The sequence below is a fragment of the Serratia sp. DD3 genome (assembly GCF_000496755.2).
In genome coordinates this window covers 23,620-40,898 of record NZ_AYKS02000079.1, presented here as the reverse complement: position 1 = coordinate 40,898, position 17,279 = coordinate 23,620, and the positions used below count along the sequence as shown (strand labels likewise).

Here is a 17,279-nt window from a genome sequence, read left to right as displayed (position 1 = left end):
CATTGTAACACGTCCCCGTGGTCGAGCCTATCCGCTAACGTCCGGTCCGAAGAAAGGCAATAGCCTCGGATAAATCACGGGTACGGGGTGCAGGCGGTAAGCTCTTGAGGAAGACTTCCCCATACGGTCGCATCACCAGTCGATTATCACAAATCACCAATACCCCGCGATCATCGCTATCACGGATTAAACGGCCAACCCCCTGTTTCAGGGTAATGACAGCGTCAGGCAGTTGAACGTCGTTGAAAGGGTCGCCACCACGCAAGCGGCAATCTTCAATACGCGCTTTCAGCAAGGGGTCATCTGGTGAGGTAAAGGGCAACTTATCGATAATCACGCAAGAGAGGGTGTCGCCACGCACATCCACCCCTTCCCAGAAACTACTGGTTGCTACCAGCAAGGCATTCCCCGCCTCAACAAACTGGGCCAACAATTGGCCTTTGCTGGTTTCTCCTTGCAGTAGTACCGGCAACGTCAGCGTGGCACGGAACTCTTCAGCCAGTTCACGCATCATCTGATGGGAAGTACAGAGGAAAAAACAACGCCCTTGGTTTGCTTCGATCATCGGCCGCAACATACGTGCTAATTGCCGTGCCGCCCCTGGCTGATTGGGTGCCGGCAGGAAGCGCGGTACGCACAATATCGCCTGGTTGGCATAATCAAATGGGCTGGGCAATAACAGTGTTTTCGCCTTATTCAGCCCCAAGCGTTCAGTAAAGTGCCCCATTTGTTCATTAACCGACAGCGTCGCCGAAGTAAAAATCCAACTACCCGGTTTATCATTGAGCATTTCACGAAACCGCTCTGCCACTGTTAATGGCGTCAGCGCCAATACAAAATGGCGTGAGTTGCACTCATACCAATAGCTGAAACCCGGTTCATTGACTTCTTTCAAGCGCTTGAGGCGCGTGCGATATTGCGCTGCCCGTTCAAACGCCGCATCCAGTAAGGCTGAACGGCCTAGAGAAAGTTTGACCACGTCATAACACAACTCCAATGCATCATCGAGTAACAGCAAGGCCCGTTGCACATTGGGCTGGGCCAAAACTTCACGCAAATTACCACGGAACCCTGGCTCACCTAATGCCAAGCGGAAATCCTGGGTGCTTTGGCTGAGGCGATCAGCGCTTTTTTGCAACTGTGCGGTATCACGGACCTCGGTACGATAGGCAATCGTAATATCTTTTGCCAAATCGAGTAATTGGCGACTGGTCAGTTGCTTGCCAAAGTATTGGCTGGCGATATCGGGTATCTGGTGAGCTTCGTCAAAGATCATCACATCAGCTTCTGGGATCAGTTCAGCAAAACCGCCCTCTTTGACCACCATATCGGCCAGGAATAGATGATGATTGACCACCACCACATCAGCTTCCATCGCCCGGCGGCGCGCCTTAACGACAAAACAGTCCTTATACTGCGGGCAGTCCCCCCCCAGACAATTATCATTAGTGCTGGTCACCAGTGGCCAAACAAAGCTGTCTTCCGCCACATCTCGGCATAAGCTGATGTCCCCTTCTTCAGTCAGCGATGACCAGCTACGCAGACGCACCAGGTCAATTAGCGTTTGCCCCGCCAACTCACCGCCAGCCATCGATTGTTGCTCCAGGCGCTCCAGACATAAATAGTTAGAACGCCCCTTTAGCAACGCTAATCTACCTTGGTATTTTAATGCATTGGCTACCGTGGGGAGATCACGCGCATAGAGTTGATCCTGTAATGCTTTAGAGCCGGTGGAAATAATCACCTTACGCTTTGAACGCAATGCCGGGGCTAAATAGGCATAGGTTTTACCGGTACCGGTTCCTGCTTCGACCACCAGTTCCTGTTTGAAGTTAATCGCTTCTGTCACCGCATTGGCCATCAGCCTTTGTGGTTCACGGGGTTTAAAGCCTTTGATGGCCTGCGCTAATGCGCCTTCTGGTGCAAAATCGTCTATCACGCTATCTCTCTGGCCGAATCATCCAGCGGTGATTATGCCAAGGCTGCTGCTCCGCTACCACCGACTTGATCGATACACACTTCTTATTGCCATTGTGATAATCTTGCCAATATTAAAAACCGGGAGATAACTGAATGAATATTGAGCGAATTGACCCAGCGCAGCGTTGGTCCGAAGCCGTGATCCATAATGACACTATCTATTACACCAGCGTGCCCGAAAACCTGGATGAAGATGCCACAGCGCAAACCACTAATGCACTTGCCGCCATTGATACCCTGTTGGCTCGCGTTGGGTCCGATAAAAGCCGGATTTTAGACGCCACCATTTTTTTGGCAAACGGTGATGATTTTGCCGCCATGAATACCGCTTGGGATGCCTGGGTCGTGGCCGGTAGTGCACCGGTGCGTTGTACGGTAGAAGCGCGCTTGATGAACCCGAAATTTAAAGTGGAAATCAAAATCATCGCCGCGATGTAACAGAAACCGCAGGTCCCCGCCTGCGGCCTCTATTTTGTTTTTATGCCAACTTGATAATAACCATGCCAGTCAGCAGCAACAGTAACCCAAGCCAGCCTTTGGTGTTCAAGCGTTGGCCGAACAAGATCCAGCCTGCCGCAATAGTCGCGGCAATGCCGAATCCCCCCCACAGCGCATAAGCAACCGACAAATCGATCCCTTTAACCGCCTGCGCCAATGCACTAAACGCCGCCAACACTGAGAGTAGTGAAAGCAACCCCAGCCAGATTTTGCGAAAACCATCTGACATTTTCAGAAAAATATTCGCCACGATCTCCAGCACGATGGCTAATGCCAGAAAGCCAATGTGGTATAACTCAAGCTGTTGCATGGTTGTCTCCACCTGGCTTTTTCTGTATTGGTGCTTTGTCAGTGCCTGATTTCACGAGCAAAATGCCGATAAGCAACGCGATCAATCCCAACACTTTTAGTGAAGAAATCGGTTCATCAAACAACATGACGCTAAATAGCGTAATAAACAGAATACCAATCCCTTCCCACAGTGCATACGCCACCCCCAACGCAACCCGCTTCACCGCCAATGACAACATGATGTAAGAACCAGTAATCATTACATACATCATTATATGCCCGGCCATACCGCCACTAACGCTGGCGTATTTCATCGCCAAGGTACCAATAATTTCAGCAACGATAGCAACCGCTAAAAATATCCAATAAATCATTATGCTTCTCCCGAACTACAGATAATGCACGCCAAGGCGTGTTATTTCTGGTCTCTCCCCGTCGGCACCCAAGCAGGTATAGTGCTCATTGCAACTTAGATGAATCTGAGGAAAAACTATTTATCCGGCTATACCAAAACACCGGTTAGAGGGAGAAAAAAGCTATAGTTCGCTGCACCAGTGATACTCACTGGCAAGGATGGCAGAAAGGAAAAGTTGGTAAGTAGAGGTTATGAGGGTAATACCATTTATTGTCATCATAATTATTCTATATTTACAGCCAATAGTAGTGTGGTTCGCTTAATATTCTCATAAGTGTAAAATTATTCACTGCGCTAGTTGTACCATAGTAAAAATAATATAGCAAAGTGCCTTGTTCACTGATAAAGCAAAAAAAGCTTGAAAATAAGCGTGTTAACTTTTTGACTGAGCGAGTTGTGCCAGTAGCATCGTGGGGATTAAATAATGATAAGGATAAAAAAGGCCCAGGTTGCTTACCTGAGCCTGATAAAAATAAACCGAGTAAATTCGCTCGCTGCATCCCTATAAGGGAGTCTAAGCCTTGTGTAGGTTTAGGCGGTTGCGCCTTTAACGGCTTCACGAGCCAGCTCGGTGATACGAGCATAATCGCCTTTTTCCAACGCATCTGCCGGTACCAGCCATGAACCACCAATACACAATACGCTTTTCAGCGCCAGGTAATCACGGTAATTGTTCGGGGTGATCCCGCCAGTCGGGCAGAAACGGATTTGTGGGAAAGGCCCGGCGATCGCTTGTAAGGCTTTAACACCACCGTTAGCTTCCGCAGGGAAGAATTTGAATTCGCGCAAACCATAATCCATCCCTAACATCAACTCGGAAACCGTGCTAATACCCGGGATTAACGGGATTTTACCTGCGGTGGCGGCTTTCAACAGCTCAGGTGTCAGCCCTGGGCTGATCACAAACTGCGCCCCGGCCTCCGTCACTTCATGCAATTGTTGTGTATTGATGACGGTACCCGCACCAATAATCGCTTCTGGTACTTCTTTGGCGATGGCACGAACCGCATCCATCGCACAAGCAGTACGTAGTGTCACTTCCAGTACACGCACACCACCAGCGACCAGTGCTTTAGCCAGCGGTACCGCATGTTCCAGCTTATTAATTACAATTACCGGAACCACTGGGCCTGCCGTCAGGATCTGCTCTGCACTGGTTTTCCAATTATTCATTGTCATTATCTCCACTACTTGCGATTAATATATATGGCAAACCCTGCCACAGGGCACCGCATTACTGCGGTTTCCGATCGTCTCTTTACTCTTTCCGACACCATAAAAGCGCTATCCCCAGTGAATCTACCGGGGTAGCGTGGTTCAAACTGGCATCAAACTAAAATAATTACTCAAACTCATTCCAGGAACGGCCATCACGCGTAATCATGGCTACAGAAGCAATCGGCCCCCAAGTCCCCGACTGATAGGGCTTAGGTGCTTCGTTATCCGCTTTCCAGGCATCCATGATCGAATCAACCCATTTCCAAGCCTCTTCCACTTCATCACGGCGCACAAACAGAGCTTGTATACCGCGCATCGCCTCTAACAACAGCCGCTCGTAAGCATCCGCGATATGTTCCTGGTTAAAGGTTTCTGAAAAGCTCAAATCCAGCTTGGTGGTTTGCAAGCGATGCTTATGATCCAGACCGGGCACTTTATTCAATACTTGAATTTCAATCCCTTCGTCTGGCTGCAAGCGAATCGTCAATTTGTTTTGTGGAAGCTGCTGGTAAGAGTCACGGAATAGATTCAGTGGCGGGTTTTTAAAGTACACCACCACTTCTGAACATTTAGTCGGCAGGCGTTTACCCGTACGCAGATAGAATGGCACGCCCGCCCATTGCCAGTTATCGATATCCACACGAATGGAAACAAAGGTTTCAGTATTGCTGCGCTTATTCGCGCCCTCTTCTTCCAGATAGCCCGGAACCTTATTGCCTTGTACAAAGCCCGCCGTGTACTGGCCACGTACCGTGGTTTCCCGCACATTAGTCTGATCAATGCGGCGTAGCGAACGTAATACTTTTACTTTTTCATCGCGGATACGATCAGTGGTCAAGTCTGCCGGTGGCGACATGGCAATCATGGTCAGGATCTGTAGCAGGTGGTTCTGGACCATATCACGCATCTGTCCTGCCTGATCAAAATAGCCCCAGCGACCTTCAATCCCCACCTCTTCCGCTACCGTGATCTGCACATGGTCAATGGTGCGATTATCCCAGTTGGAGGCGAACAGTGAGTTAGCAAAGCGTAATGCCAATAGATTGAGTACCGTCTCTTTACCCAAATAGTGGTCAATACGATAAACCTGGCATTCGCTAAAATACTCAGCAACCTGATCATTAATCTCCCGTGACGACGCCAGGTCAGTACCCAGCGGTTTTTCCATCACCACCCGCGCGGGTTCTTTATTCAGCTTGGCCTCCCCCAACCCCCTGCAAACTGCGCCAAAGGTACTGGGTGGCATTGCAAAATAATTGATCGTGGTACGATGTTTCTGATCCAGCATCTTGCCGAGATTGATAAAATTCTTGCTGTTATTGACATCCAGATTACAGAAATCCAGACGAGCACTTAACGTTGCCCACAACTGCTCGTCGAGGGGTTCTTTCATAAAGGTGGTAAGCGCTTCCTTAACCACGTTGCAATAGGCTGCCTTATCCCACTCGGCACGACCCACACCGATGATTCGGGTATCGGGATGGATATGGCCTGCTTTCTCCAATTGATATAGAGAAGGCAGCAATTTACGACGCGCCAAATCGCCTTTTGCGCCGAAAATAACCAGGTCACATGCCTGGGCTGTAGAGGTTACCGCCATACTCATCTCCTCACTGCAAGATATTTGTAATTTTCTTACGTCACTAATGTACTCTTTTTGACTACGGTCCGTAAACCCAGTTTACCGCCGTTGTCATACCAGCAGTCAGTGTGACGACATAAACAACATAATGATTTTATTAATTTTACAGCAATAAAAATAGTGATCAAAAAGAAGAAAAAAATAACAAAAAATGCATTACACTCTCTCTTTAGTTATCTTAACAGCAAGTAAAGCTGTAATTTTCTATCTTTTTTGACGCCTTTTTACCATTGTGAAAGTTAGACACAGGTCATAATCTGGTGAAATAAACCCATTTTTCCTTTGTCCATACTGCCCATGGTTTACCACAGGGAGTATATTTCCCTAAACTGACATTAATTTCACCTTTGATTGAAATCGCTATATCCTATAAATTCAAGTTTCAGCTTGAATGGCGGCGGGTATAAACCATGAGCACACTCGTTATATGAATATGCTGGAAAAAATCCAGAGTTACCTGGAACTATTGAGCAAATCTGAAAGGAAAGTCGCTGAAGTCATCCTTTCCTCACCTCAAACCGCCATTCACTCCAGCATCGCCCGACTGGCAACCATGGCCGATGTCAGTGAACCTACCGTCAATCGGTTTTGCCGCCGTCTTGATACTAAAGGGTTTCCCGACTTCAAATTACATTTGGCACAAAGTCTGGCCAACGGTACACCTTATGTAAACCGTAATGTAGAAGAAGATGACAGCGTGAGTGCCTACACCGATAAAATTTTTGAATCGGTGATGGCCTGCCTGGATATCGCCAAGGCAAATCTCGACATCGCGGCCATTAATCGTGCCGTTGATCTGCTGACACAAGCGAAGAAAATCTCTTTCTTCGGTTTAGGCGCTTCGGCTGCGGTCGCGCATGATGCCATGAACAAATTTTTCCGTTTCAATATCCCTGTGGTCTATTTTGATGACATCGTTATGCAACGTATGGGGTGTATGAATTCAACAGAAGGTGATGTGGTGGTGTTGATTTCGCACACCGGGCGCACTAAAAATCTGGTGGAAATGGCGCATCTGGCGCGTGAGAACGATGCCACCGTCATTGCTATTACCTCCCGTGATACCCCTTTGGCAAAAGAAGCCACTCTTGCCCTGCTGTTAGATGTACCAGAAGATACAGATGTCTATATGCCAATGGTGTCACGCATTGCTCAATTAACGCTCATCGACGTACTGGCAACCGGATTTACTTTACGTCGCGGCGCTAAATTCAGAGATAACTTGAAGCGGGTCAAGGAAGCGTTGAAGGAATCGCGCTTTGATAAGGCAGGTGTCATGCCTGACAATATTGACACTTGAACGATTAAAAAACGCCATTCTGAGCTAATGCTAAGAATGGCGGAGTTTAACCCTGCGCGTCGCAGGTTCGTGCGGATAATCTGGCTGAAACAGTGACCCACTGAAAGTGGTTGTTTTGTCCGTTTTGGTTATCCTCTTTCATTGTAATACCATTTTTGCTTCACCAGTCAACGGAGTAATACATGTCCAGACGACTCAGAAGGACCAAGATCGTTACCACACTAGGCCCAGCTACTGACCGCGACAATAATCTGGAAAAGGTCATTGCCGCCGGAGCCAACGTAGTGCGCCTTAACTTTTCTCATGGCACAGCGGAAGATCAGTTGGCCAGAGCAGATAAAGTTCGTGAAATTGCGGCCAGATTAGGCCGCCATGTCGCTATTTTAGGCGACCTCCAAGGACCCAAAATCCGCGTTTCCACATTTAAGGAAGGTAAAATTTTCCTTAATATTGGTGATAAATTCCTGCTCGATGCCAATTTGTCTGTGGGTGAAGGCGACAAAGAAAAAGTGGGCATCGATTATAAAGGCCTGCCTGCCGATGTGGTCCCAGGTGATATTCTGTTGCTGGATGATGGCCGAGTACAACTGAAAGTGCTCGAAGTCCAGGGAATGAAAGTGTTTACCGAAGTGACCGTTGGTGGCCCCCTGTCGAATAATAAAGGCATCAACAAACTCGGTGGAGGCCTCTCTGCTGATGCGCTGACTGAAAAAGATAAGGCCGATATCATTACCGCTGCCAAAATTGGCGTCGACTATCTGGCGGTTTCCTTCCCTCGTACCGGTGAAGATCTAAACTACGCACGTCGTCTAGCTCGTGATGCTGGCTGTAATGCCAAAATTGTCTCAAAAGTAGAGCGTGCAGAGGCAGTACAAAGCGATGAAGCCATGGATGACATCATTCTGGCTTCCGACGTGGTGATGGTTGCACGTGGCGATTTAGGGGTGGAAATTGGTGATCCGGAACTGGTTGGTATTCAGAAAAAACTGATCCGTCGTGCCCGGAAGCTTAATCGCGCGGTGATCACCGCGACTCAAATGATGGAGTCGATGATCACTAACCCAATGCCAACCCGTGCTGAAGTGATGGATGTGGCCAACGCTGTCTTGGACGGTACCGATGCGGTCATGTTATCTGCTGAAACTGCGGCAGGACAATACCCAGCAGAAACGGTGGCTGCCATGGCGCGCGTTTGCCTGGGCGCAGAGAAAATCCCCAGTATCAACGTTTCCAAGCATCGTCTGGACGTGCAGTTCGACAATATTGAAGAAGCGATTGCCATGTCCACCATGTATGCGGCCAATCACCTGAAAGGGGTTACCGCGATCATCGCCATGACCGAGTCTGGTCGTACCGCATTGATGATGTCTCGTATCAGTTCCGGCCTGCCCATCTTCGCCATGTCACGCCATGAACATACCCTGAACCTGACTGCACTCTACCGTGGTGTGACGCCAGTGTACTTCGGCAGCCACAGCGATGGGGTGGTTGCCGCTAATGATGCCGTGAGCCGCCTGCGTGATAAAGGCTATCTGGTCTCTGGCGACTTGGTGCTGGTCACCCAAGGTGATGAGATGGGTACCGTTGGCACCACCAATACCTGCCGCATCCTGCGCGTCGAGTAATGACGAAATCGGTGCTTTGGTATTTTGGTCTTAAAGCTTAAAAGCATAAAAGCCAGTCCGCAACCGGACTGGCTTTTTAGTGATATCCTTGAGCATAGAAGGCATCTTAAACCCTCTGAGCAAAGCTTAGCGGTATAAATCATCGCGTGAATAGGGTTCGGTTTCACCCTCTTTGCGCGTTTTCAGCAATTTCAGTATCCAGGTATACTGCTCTGGATTTGGGCCTACCAGATTTTCAACTTCTTCATTCATCCGCCGTGCAATTCGATGATCGTCAGCATCAGCCAGATCATCCATCGGTTCACGGATATAAATATCCAACATACTGGTTTTTCCGTCATAGACGGGGAACAGTGGCACAATTGCCGCTTTGCAGACTTTCATCAGGCGGCCAACAGCGGGCAAGGTGGCTTTATAAGTCGCAAAGAAATCAACAAACTGGCTGTGTTCAGCACCATGATCCTGATCAGGTAAGTAGTAACCCCAATAACCTTGACGTACCGAACTAATAAAAGGCTTAATGCCATCATTACGTGCATGCATGCGCCCACCAAATTTACGACGCACGGTATTCCATAAATAATCCACCAAGGGATTACTCTGGTTGTGGAACATCGCCGCCATAGGTTGACCACGCGCCGCCATCAGCATCGCCGGCACATCCACCGCCCAGCCATGTGGCACCAGAAAGATCACATTACGACCTTCCTGGCGAATTTTGTCCAACACCGCCTCACCGTGCCAGCGCACACGTTTCAATACTTTTTCAGGTTGGGTACAGGCCAGTTCAGCCATCAGAACCATCGACTGTGGTGCACTGGCGAACATCTCATCGATGATATGTTCACGCTCGGCCTCAGATAAATCTGGCAGGCAATACAATAGATTGATGCGAGCCCGACGGCGAGCCCCTTTGGCAACCTTTCCTGTCAGCTTGCCAAGCTTGCCAAGTAACGGGTCTCGTACCTTGGCAGGTATCAAAGCAATACCTGCCATCAACCCAACACCTAACCAAACTCCCCAATAGCGTGGATGGTAGAAAGTTTTCTGGAATTGAGGAATAAACTCCAGATTGGATTTTTTTTCTTCTTGTATCAACTTGCTCTTGCCTCTAAGCATGCTCGCAAAAATCATCACCCTGCACTACAGGTCTCAGCGGTAATTAATTCAGTTGCAACTGTGGCGCTACCTCTTTCACTAGTGCCAGATAATCAGTGCGATCTTTGCCAGTCAAACCTTCAGAACGAGGCAGTTTAGCCGTCATAGGGTTCACCGCCTGCTTATTGTTCCACAACTCAAAGTGCAAATGTGGGCCTGTGGAACGGCCGGTGTTACCAGAAAGCGCGATGCGATCACCACGTTTCACTTTCTGCCCTGGTTTAACCAACAATTTTTTCAGGTGCATATAGTGAGTGGTATATTGACGCCCGTGGCGAATGGCCACATAGTTCCCGGCTGCACCACTGTGCTTGGCAATCACCACCTCGCCATCACCTACCGCCACCACTGGCGTGCCGACAGGCATGGAGAAGTCAACGCCCTTATGAGGCGCAACACGCCCCGTCACTGGGTTAACGCGGCGTGGACTGAAACCAGAAGTAATACGGAACTGTTTCATGGTTGGGAAACGCATAAAGCCACGGGCCAACCCAGAGCCCTCACGATCATAGAATTTGCCATCTTCAGCACGGATAGCATAGTAATCTTTACCACCGCTGTTCATCCGTACCCCTAACAATTGGCTCTGTTCGCTCTTACCATCAAACTCTTCGCGCGACATCAGCACCGCAAACTGATCTCCTTTACGCAATTTACTCAAATCGAGCTGCCACTGTAATGCCTTCACCACGGCACTAATTTCTGCACGTGACAGGCCTACAGCCGCAGCGCTGTTAACAAAGCTGCCATTGAGCTGGCCATTAACTACCGTGTTGCGCCATTCACCCTTCTGCGTCTCAACGGTTTCTTTGAACGTATTACCTATGCGCTCATAAATTCGCGTTTCACGACGGGAGACCTCCCAAGTCAAACTTTGCATATCCCCTGCCTCATTGAGGGTCCAGGAAAGTTGTTGGCCGATCTTCAGATTACGTAATTCCCGATTCTGTGATGCCAGCATCGAAACATCTGACATTTCGATACCGTACTCAGTCAGAATACTACCTAAGGTGTCTCCCGTAGAAACCACATACTCATTCTGCCCAGCGGTCTTTTGGTCCAGCTCATCTTGAGGAATATTGTCATCGGGAGTGGGTTGATCCGCATCGATAGGTTCACTGGCTTCAGGCAATAAGCTTCTTACCTGACTAGGTTCTAGCTCGACGCTTTTCACTTCTGGTCCAGCTGCTGTAACAGCCGGAGCATGTTCTGGGTGATAAACTGTGGGCCGCCAGATGGCAACGGCTAGCGTAACAACGGTCAACGACCCCAACATCACGCGGTGGGGCCGAGGCAGGTTGCTATACGCCAGGGTGATAGTTTTTACTACCTTCTGCACTCAATACTATCCTTCTTGTCTTTACTTCAGACAGCTCAGGTACTGGTTAGACAACGCTTGCAGGAAATTCCCGTAGCTCTCTTTTCCCAGTGCAATGCCACTGCCCAACGGGTCCAGCGTTCCAGAACGCACTTGTGTCCCTTTGGCAACGGCATTAATAACGGCCGGTCTGAATTGTGGCTCAGCAAAAACGCAAACTGCTTTCTGCTCAACCAACTGTGTTCGAATTTGATGTAAACGCTGCGCGCCAGGCTGAATTTCAGGGTTAACGGTAAAATGCCCCAATGGGCTCAAGCCGAAGTGTTTTTCAAAGTAGCCATAAGCATCATGAAAAACAAAATATCCCTTACTTTGCACTGGCGTCAGTATTCTAACAAGATTTTTGTCAGTTTGCGCTAGCTGATCCTCGAACTGGCGCAGGTTTGCATCTAATTTGTCCTTATTTTGCGGCATAAGTTCCAACAACCTGTCATGAATCGCGATCGCCGTCACTTTTGCTATCTCTGGTGACAGCCACATGTGCTGATTGTATTCACCATGGTTATGTTCATTTTCTGCTGCCATAGCGCTATCTGTCGCATGCTTATGGTCATGATCATGGTCATGCTTCTGGTTATGGTTATGGTTATGGTCATGCTCATTCTTATGGTCATGCTCATCATCCCCTTTAATCAGCAAAGGTTGCACTGCTGGCAGTTCACTGATGGCCAATTGTTTATTGGCTGGGATCTGCTTCAAGGATTTACTTAAAAACGCCTCCATATCTGGCCCCACCCACAGAACCAAATCGGCACTCTGTAAGCGTTTGATATCCGATGGACGCAAAGCAAAATCGTGAGGTGATGCGCCATCCGGCAATAAAACTTCTGTTGGCATTACCCCATCAGCAATGGCGGAGGCGATAAAGCCTAAAGGGCGAATCGATGTCACAACCGCAGCTGTCGCACTGCCTGCCATCATCAGTGAACCGGCAATTAACGTATATTGCAGCCATTTATTTTTGTGTACCATGTGGGTCATCCTGTCGTTTTCAATTATGCGATGTGATATTATAACATTCGGTTTGTTCCGCAAAGTTAATTACAACTATGTCAACACTGGTAACATTAAAAAACATCTCCGTTGCATTTGGCAGCCGTAACGTTCTGAGCCATATTTCACTCAACCTTCAGGCTGGGCGTATTCTCACGCTGCTTGGGCCTAATGGTGCAGGTAAATCAACCCTGGTGCGCGTTGTGCTTGGGCTGGTGCCCCCCACAGAGGGCCGGATTCAATGCCAACCCGGGCTACGTATTGGCTATGTGCCACAGAAGCTGCATCTTGATGCCACCCTCCCCTTAACGGTCGGCCGGTTTATGCGCCTTAAGCCCGGGGTGAAACAAGCGGATATTTTACCCGCACTCAAGCGGGTGCAGGCTGCCCATTTACTCGAACAGCCGATGCAAAAACTGTCCGGGGGTGAAAACCAGCGGGTACTGCTGGCCCGAGCCTTATTAAATCAGCCACAGCTTTTGGTACTGGATGAACCCACTCAAGGGGTAGACGTTAGCGGCCAGTTGGCATTGTATAATTTGATCGACCAACTACGTAAAGAGTTGGACTGCGCAGTGCTCATGGTGTCTCATGACCTCCACCTGGTAATGGCAAAAACCGATGAAGTACTCTGCTTGAATCAACATATCTGTTGTTCTGGCACCCCGGAAGTGGTCTCCATGCACCCTGAATTTATCGCCATGTTTGGTCAACGCGGGGCAGAACAACTGGCAATTTACCGTCATCATCATAATCACCGGCACGATTTACACGGCAAAATCGTGCTGAAAAGCCAAGGGCAGTAAACGATGATTGAACTGTTATTTCCCGGCTGGCTCGCCGGTGTGTTATTAGCTGCCGCTGCAGGTCCACTGGGTTCTTTCGTGGTGTGGCGTCGCATGTCTTACTTTGGCGATACCCTGGCGCATGCGTCATTACTGGGTGTCGCTTTCGGTTTATTATTGGGTGTTAACCCATTCTATGCCGTCATTGCGGCCACGTTGCTACTGGCGTTATTGCTGGTTTGGCTGGAACATCGTCCACAACTGGCTATTGATACCTTGCTGGGTATCCTGGCTCACAGTGCCCTATCACTGGGTTTGGTGGTGGTGGCGCTGATGTCTAATGTCCGTGTCGATTTGATGGCGTATCTGTTTGGTGATTTGCTGTCCGTCACCCTCAGTGATATTTGGCTGATCGCCAGTGGCGTGGTAGTGGTACTGCTGTTGTTATGGTGGCAATGGCGGCCACTGTTATCCATGACCATCAGCCCTGAAATGGCGCATGTGGATGGTGTGAATATCTCCCGCAGCCGGACCATTTTAATGCTAGTCACCGCTTTAACCATCGGCTTGGCAATGAAATTTGTCGGCGCTCTGATTATTACCTCATTACTGATCATTCCCGCGGCGGCAGCACGCCGTTTTTCCCGTACACCGGAGCAAATGGCAGGTTATGCGGTCATAATAGGGATGATTGCGGTGACAGGTGGGCTCGCATTTTCAGCCTGTTACGATACACCGGCTGGCCCTTCCGTGGTGCTTTGTGCCGCGGTGTTGTTTGTGCTGAGTCTGTCTAAAAAGCAGTTGGCTTAGTGTGATGCTTAGGGGCGGTCAAGCCGCCCCTAAAACAGCATGTCACCGCATTAATCCGCTGGGCGCTCAATACCAAAATGCTTATAGGCATGGTTGGTCGCCATCCGGCCTCGGGGGGTGCGCTGAATAAATCCCTGTTGGATCAGAAAAGGTTCAATCACATCTTCTATGGTTTCACGTTCTTCACCAATTGCCGCAGCCAAGTTATCCAGCCCGACCGGCCCACCGGTAAATTTGTCAATAATCGCCAATAATAATTTGCGATCCATATAGTCGAAACCTTCCGCATCTACATTGAGCAGATCCAAGGCCTGCATCGCTACTTCGCCATTAATCTCCCCATTGGCCCGTACTTCGGCAAAATCACGTACCCGGCGCAACAAACGGTTGGCGATACGGGGCGTACCACGGGCCCGCCTGGCTACCTCATGGGCTCCATCAGCGGAAAGCGTCAAGCCTAGACAATTGGCACTGCGTGTAACGATATGCTCGAGATCAGCCACCTGATAAAACTCCAGGCGCTGCACAATCCCAAAACGGTCACGTAGCGGAGAGGTCAACGAACCCGCGCGCGTGGTTGCGCCAATCAGCGTAAACGGGGGGAGATCGAGCTTAATTGAACGCGCTGCCGGACCTTCACCGATCATGATATCCAGTTGGTAATCTTCCATCGCCGGATACAACACTTCTTCTACTACCGGTGACAGGCGATGTATTTCATCGATAAACAGAACGTCGTGCGGCTCTAAATTGGTGAGCATCGCCGCCAGATCGCCGGCTTTCTCAAGTACCGGGCCCGAGGTGGTCCGTAAATTCACCCCCATCTCATTGGCTACAATGTTGGCCAGCGTGGTTTTCCCCAAACCTGGGGGGCCAAAAATCAACAGATGATCAAGGGCATCACCACGCTGCCTAGCTGCCTGAATAAAGATTTCCATCTGTTCCCGCACATGAGGCTGCCCCACATATTCCGTTAGCAGCTTAGGGCGGATAGCACGATCCAACACGTCTTCTTCATTCAGCGGTTCGGCAGAAATCAGGCGGTCGGCTTCAATCATTTTCTACCCCTTGCAACCTTAGAGAGCGGCACGTAAGGCATCGCGGATTAAGGTTTCGCAATCTGCCCCCGGTTTAGCAATTTTGCTGATCATACGGCTGGCTTCTTGGGGTTTATAGCCCAGTGACACCAATGCGGATACCGCTTCTGCTTCATTATCCCTTTCAACCATTTTGGCCGCACTGACAGGTAAAGGGATCTCACTACTGCTATTAAACAGATCACCATTTAACCCTTTGAAGCGGTCTTTCATTTCTACGACCAGACGTTCTGCAGTCTTTTTCCCTACCCCGGGTAACTTGATCAGAGCAGTGATCTCCTCACGCTCCACCGCGCTGACAAACTGCTGCGCAGACATACCCGAGAGGATAGCCAGGGCCAGTTTGGGCCCCACTCCATTAACCTTGATCAACTCGCGAAACAGTGCCCGCTCCTGTTTATCATTGAAGCCATACAGGAGTTGAGCATCTTCGCGCACCACAAATTGGGTAAATACGATAGCTTCTTGCCCCAGTTCCGGTAGCTCATAGAAGCAGGTCATTGGCATATGCACTTCATAGCCAACACCGTTGGCTTCCAATAGCACCAGCGGTGGCTGCTTTTCCAGAATAACCCCTCTGAGACGACCTATCATTACCCCTCCTGAATAAACACTGCCTGTGGCGTAGGTGACACATTAATGATAAAGCTTATACCATAAAAAAGGCTGGATGAATATCCAGCCCATAGCGACTCAACACTTTTTTAGTGGCAACGAGGTTGGTGGCAATGTCACCCCATTATCGTACGCGACCCCGCGCCAGATTGAGCCGCCCTTCGTTCATACGCAACAGATTCTGGCTGAGATGACAATGAGTAATAGCAATCGCCAAGGCATCGGCGGCGTCCGCCTGCGGATTGGCAGAAAGTTTCAACAATGAGCGAACCATATGCTGAACTTGCGCTTTTTCTGCCGCACCGGTACCGACCACCGTCTGTTTTACCTGGCGTGCTGCATACTCAAACACTTCCAACTGTTGATTAACCGCTGCGACAATCGCTACCCCTCTCGCCTGCCCTAATTTAAGTGCCGAGTCCGGATTTTTAGCCATAAAGACTCGTTCGATGGCAAAAAAATCGGGTCTAAACTGAGTGATAATTTCACTCACCCCAGCATAAATCAGTTTAAGCCGCGTTGGCATATCATCTGTCGAGGTACGGATACAGCCGCTGGCAATATAAATTAATTGGCGGCCTTGCTGACGGATAAGACCATAACCGGTGACGCGTGAGCCGGGATCGATACCCAGTATGATCGCCATTGCTACCACCACCTTGTATTAAGCATTGATTTTACCCGGCGTTGCCAACCGGCAACGCCACTGGTCAGCCACATTACAGCGTCGCGGCGATCTCATCAGAGATTTCACCATTGTGGTAAACCTCCTGAACATCATCGCAATCTTCCAGCATATCGATCAGCCGCAGTAATTTTGGTGCGGTTTCTTCATCCATATCGGCTTTCGTCGATGGGATCATCGATACTTCTGCCGCTTCAGCTTCAAACCCGGTAGCCGTCAATGCATCTTTGACTTCACCCAGATTTTCCCAAGCGGTGAAAACATCAATAGCGCCATCGTCATAAGCCACAATATCTTCCGCACCCGCCTCAAGCGCCGCTTCCATCACCGAGTCTTCATCCAGACCTGGTGCATAGGTGATCACGCCTTTTTTGGTGAACAGATAGGCTACCGAGCCATCGGTGCCGAGGTTACCACCACATTTACTGAAAGCATGGCGAACTTCTGCCACGGTACGGTTACGGTTGTCACTCAGGCACTCAATCATCACTGCCGTACCGCCAGGGCCATAACCTTCATAGATGATGGTTTCCATATTGGAATCATCATCACCGCCGACACCACGAGCAATGGCACGGTTTAGCGTGTCACGCGTCATGTTATTAGACAGTGCCTTATCAATAGCGGCGCGCAAACGTGGGTTGGACCCAGGATCGCCCCCGCCTAGTTTGGCGGCAGTCACCAACTCGCGGATAATTTTAGTGAAAATCTTACCGCGTTTAGAGTCTTGTGCTGCTTTGCGGTGTTTTGTGTTGGCCCATTTACTATGACCTGCCATAAAAATATCTC

General features: G+C 49.4%; 17 protein-coding genes. 5 read left to right on the top strand and 12 right to left on the bottom strand.

Annotated features, from left to right (window positions below; all coding sequences use genetic code 11):
- Positions 1-34: 34 nt before the first annotated feature.
- Positions 35-1,939: an ATP-dependent DNA helicase gene (locus tag IO95_RS15510; protein ID WP_023490825.1), complete on the bottom strand. Its 1,905-nt coding sequence runs from the start codon at positions 1,937-1,939 to the stop codon at positions 35-37.
- 134 nt (positions 1,940-2,073) lie between these two features.
- On the opposite strand from IO95_RS15510, the gene IO95_RS15505 reads away from it, so the two are divergent.
- On the top strand, positions 2,074-2,418 hold the full coding sequence (locus tag IO95_RS15505; RefSeq protein ID WP_023490824.1) for a RidA family protein: 345 nt from the start codon (positions 2,074-2,076) through the stop codon (positions 2,416-2,418).
- Between the two features lie 40 nt (positions 2,419-2,458).
- On the opposite strand, the gene mdtI is transcribed toward IO95_RS15505, so the two are convergent.
- The 4 genes from mdtI to zwf all read right to left on the bottom strand — a co-directional run bounded on the left by mdtI (position 2,459) and on the right by zwf (position 6,002).
- Positions 2,459-2,788, bottom strand: coding sequence for a multidrug/spermidine efflux SMR transporter subunit MdtI (mdtI, locus tag IO95_RS15500; RefSeq protein ID WP_023490823.1), 330 nt, complete (start codon positions 2,786-2,788; stop codon positions 2,459-2,461).
- Positions 2,775-3,143: a multidrug/spermidine efflux SMR transporter subunit MdtJ gene (gene mdtJ, locus IO95_RS15495; protein WP_023490822.1), complete on the bottom strand. Its 369-nt coding sequence runs from the start codon at positions 3,141-3,143 to the stop codon at positions 2,775-2,777. Before mdtJ ends, mdtI begins: the two co-directional genes overlap by 14 nt.
- 572 nt (positions 3,144-3,715) lie before the next feature.
- Positions 3,716-4,357 (bottom strand): bifunctional 4-hydroxy-2-oxoglutarate aldolase/2-dehydro-3-deoxy-phosphogluconate aldolase, encoded by a 642-nt coding sequence (locus IO95_RS15490; protein ID WP_023490821.1) that lies wholly within the window; start codon positions 4,355-4,357, stop codon positions 3,716-3,718.
- 169 nt (positions 4,358-4,526) lie between these two features.
- Entirely contained in the window at positions 4,527-6,002 is a 1,476-nt protein-coding gene (zwf, locus tag IO95_RS15485) for a glucose-6-phosphate dehydrogenase (protein ID WP_023490820.1), read from the bottom strand.
- A 469-nt stretch (positions 6,003-6,471) separates the two neighbouring features.
- Between zwf and IO95_RS15480 the strand changes: the two genes are divergently transcribed.
- Positions 6,472-7,344 carry a MurR/RpiR family transcriptional regulator gene (locus IO95_RS15480; RefSeq protein WP_037386048.1) on the top strand — a complete coding sequence of 291 codons (873 nt, stop codon included), beginning with the start codon at positions 6,472-6,474 and terminating at the stop codon, positions 7,342-7,344.
- A gap of 182 nt (positions 7,345-7,526) precedes the next feature.
- A complete protein-coding gene (gene pyk, locus IO95_RS15475) occupies positions 7,527-8,969 on the top strand; it encodes a pyruvate kinase (protein ID WP_023490818.1) in 1,443 nt (480 codons plus the stop codon).
- 126 nt (positions 8,970-9,095) lie between these two features.
- Here the strand turns inward: pyk and lpxM are convergent, their stop codons facing one another.
- The 3 genes from lpxM to znuA all read right to left on the bottom strand — a co-directional run bounded on the left by lpxM (position 9,096) and on the right by znuA (position 12,477).
- Entirely contained in the window at positions 9,096-10,064 is a 969-nt protein-coding gene (gene lpxM, locus IO95_RS15470) for a lauroyl-Kdo(2)-lipid IV(A) myristoyltransferase (RefSeq protein WP_037386045.1), read from the bottom strand.
- 67 nt (positions 10,065-10,131) lie between these two features.
- Positions 10,132-11,466, bottom strand: coding sequence for a murein DD-endopeptidase MepM (gene mepM / locus IO95_RS15465; RefSeq protein ID WP_023490816.1), 1,335 nt, complete (start codon positions 11,464-11,466; stop codon positions 10,132-10,134).
- Positions 11,467-11,487: 21 nt separating this feature from the next.
- Positions 11,488-12,477, bottom strand: coding sequence for a zinc ABC transporter substrate-binding protein ZnuA (gene znuA, locus IO95_RS15460; protein WP_023490815.1), 990 nt, complete (start codon positions 12,475-12,477; stop codon positions 11,488-11,490).
- Between the two features lie 77 nt (positions 12,478-12,554).
- Between znuA and znuC the strand changes: the two genes are divergently transcribed.
- Both znuC and znuB read left to right on the top strand, forming a co-directional pair.
- Positions 12,555-13,304, top strand: coding sequence for a zinc ABC transporter ATP-binding protein ZnuC (znuC, locus tag IO95_RS15455; protein WP_023490814.1), 750 nt, complete (start codon positions 12,555-12,557; stop codon positions 13,302-13,304).
- A gap of 3 nt (positions 13,305-13,307) precedes the next feature.
- Entirely contained in the window at positions 13,308-14,093 is a 786-nt protein-coding gene (gene znuB / locus IO95_RS15450) for a zinc ABC transporter permease subunit ZnuB (RefSeq protein ID WP_023490813.1), read from the top strand.
- Between the two features lie 50 nt (positions 14,094-14,143).
- Here znuB and ruvB read toward each other — a convergent pair whose 3' ends face one another.
- The 4 genes from ruvB to IO95_RS15430 all read right to left on the bottom strand — a co-directional run bounded on the left by ruvB (position 14,144) and on the right by IO95_RS15430 (position 17,268).
- The gene (ruvB, locus tag IO95_RS15445; protein WP_023490812.1) at positions 14,144-15,151 is read right to left on the bottom strand and encodes a Holliday junction branch migration DNA helicase RuvB; all 1,008 of its coding nucleotides are present in this window, start codon (positions 15,149-15,151) and stop codon (positions 14,144-14,146) included.
- 18 nt (positions 15,152-15,169) lie between these two features.
- A complete protein-coding gene (gene ruvA / locus IO95_RS15440) occupies positions 15,170-15,784 on the bottom strand; it encodes a Holliday junction branch migration protein RuvA (protein ID WP_023490811.1) in 615 nt (204 codons plus the stop codon).
- A 145-nt stretch (positions 15,785-15,929) separates the two neighbouring features.
- Positions 15,930-16,451, bottom strand: a complete 522-nt coding sequence (gene ruvC / locus IO95_RS15435; protein WP_023490810.1) for a crossover junction endodeoxyribonuclease RuvC — start codon at positions 16,449-16,451, stop codon at positions 15,930-15,932.
- A 73-nt stretch (positions 16,452-16,524) separates the two neighbouring features.
- On the bottom strand, positions 16,525-17,268 hold the full coding sequence (locus IO95_RS15430; protein ID WP_023490809.1) for a YebC/PmpR family DNA-binding transcriptional regulator: 744 nt from the start codon (positions 17,266-17,268) through the stop codon (positions 16,525-16,527).
- Positions 17,269-17,279: the final 11 nt, after the last annotated feature.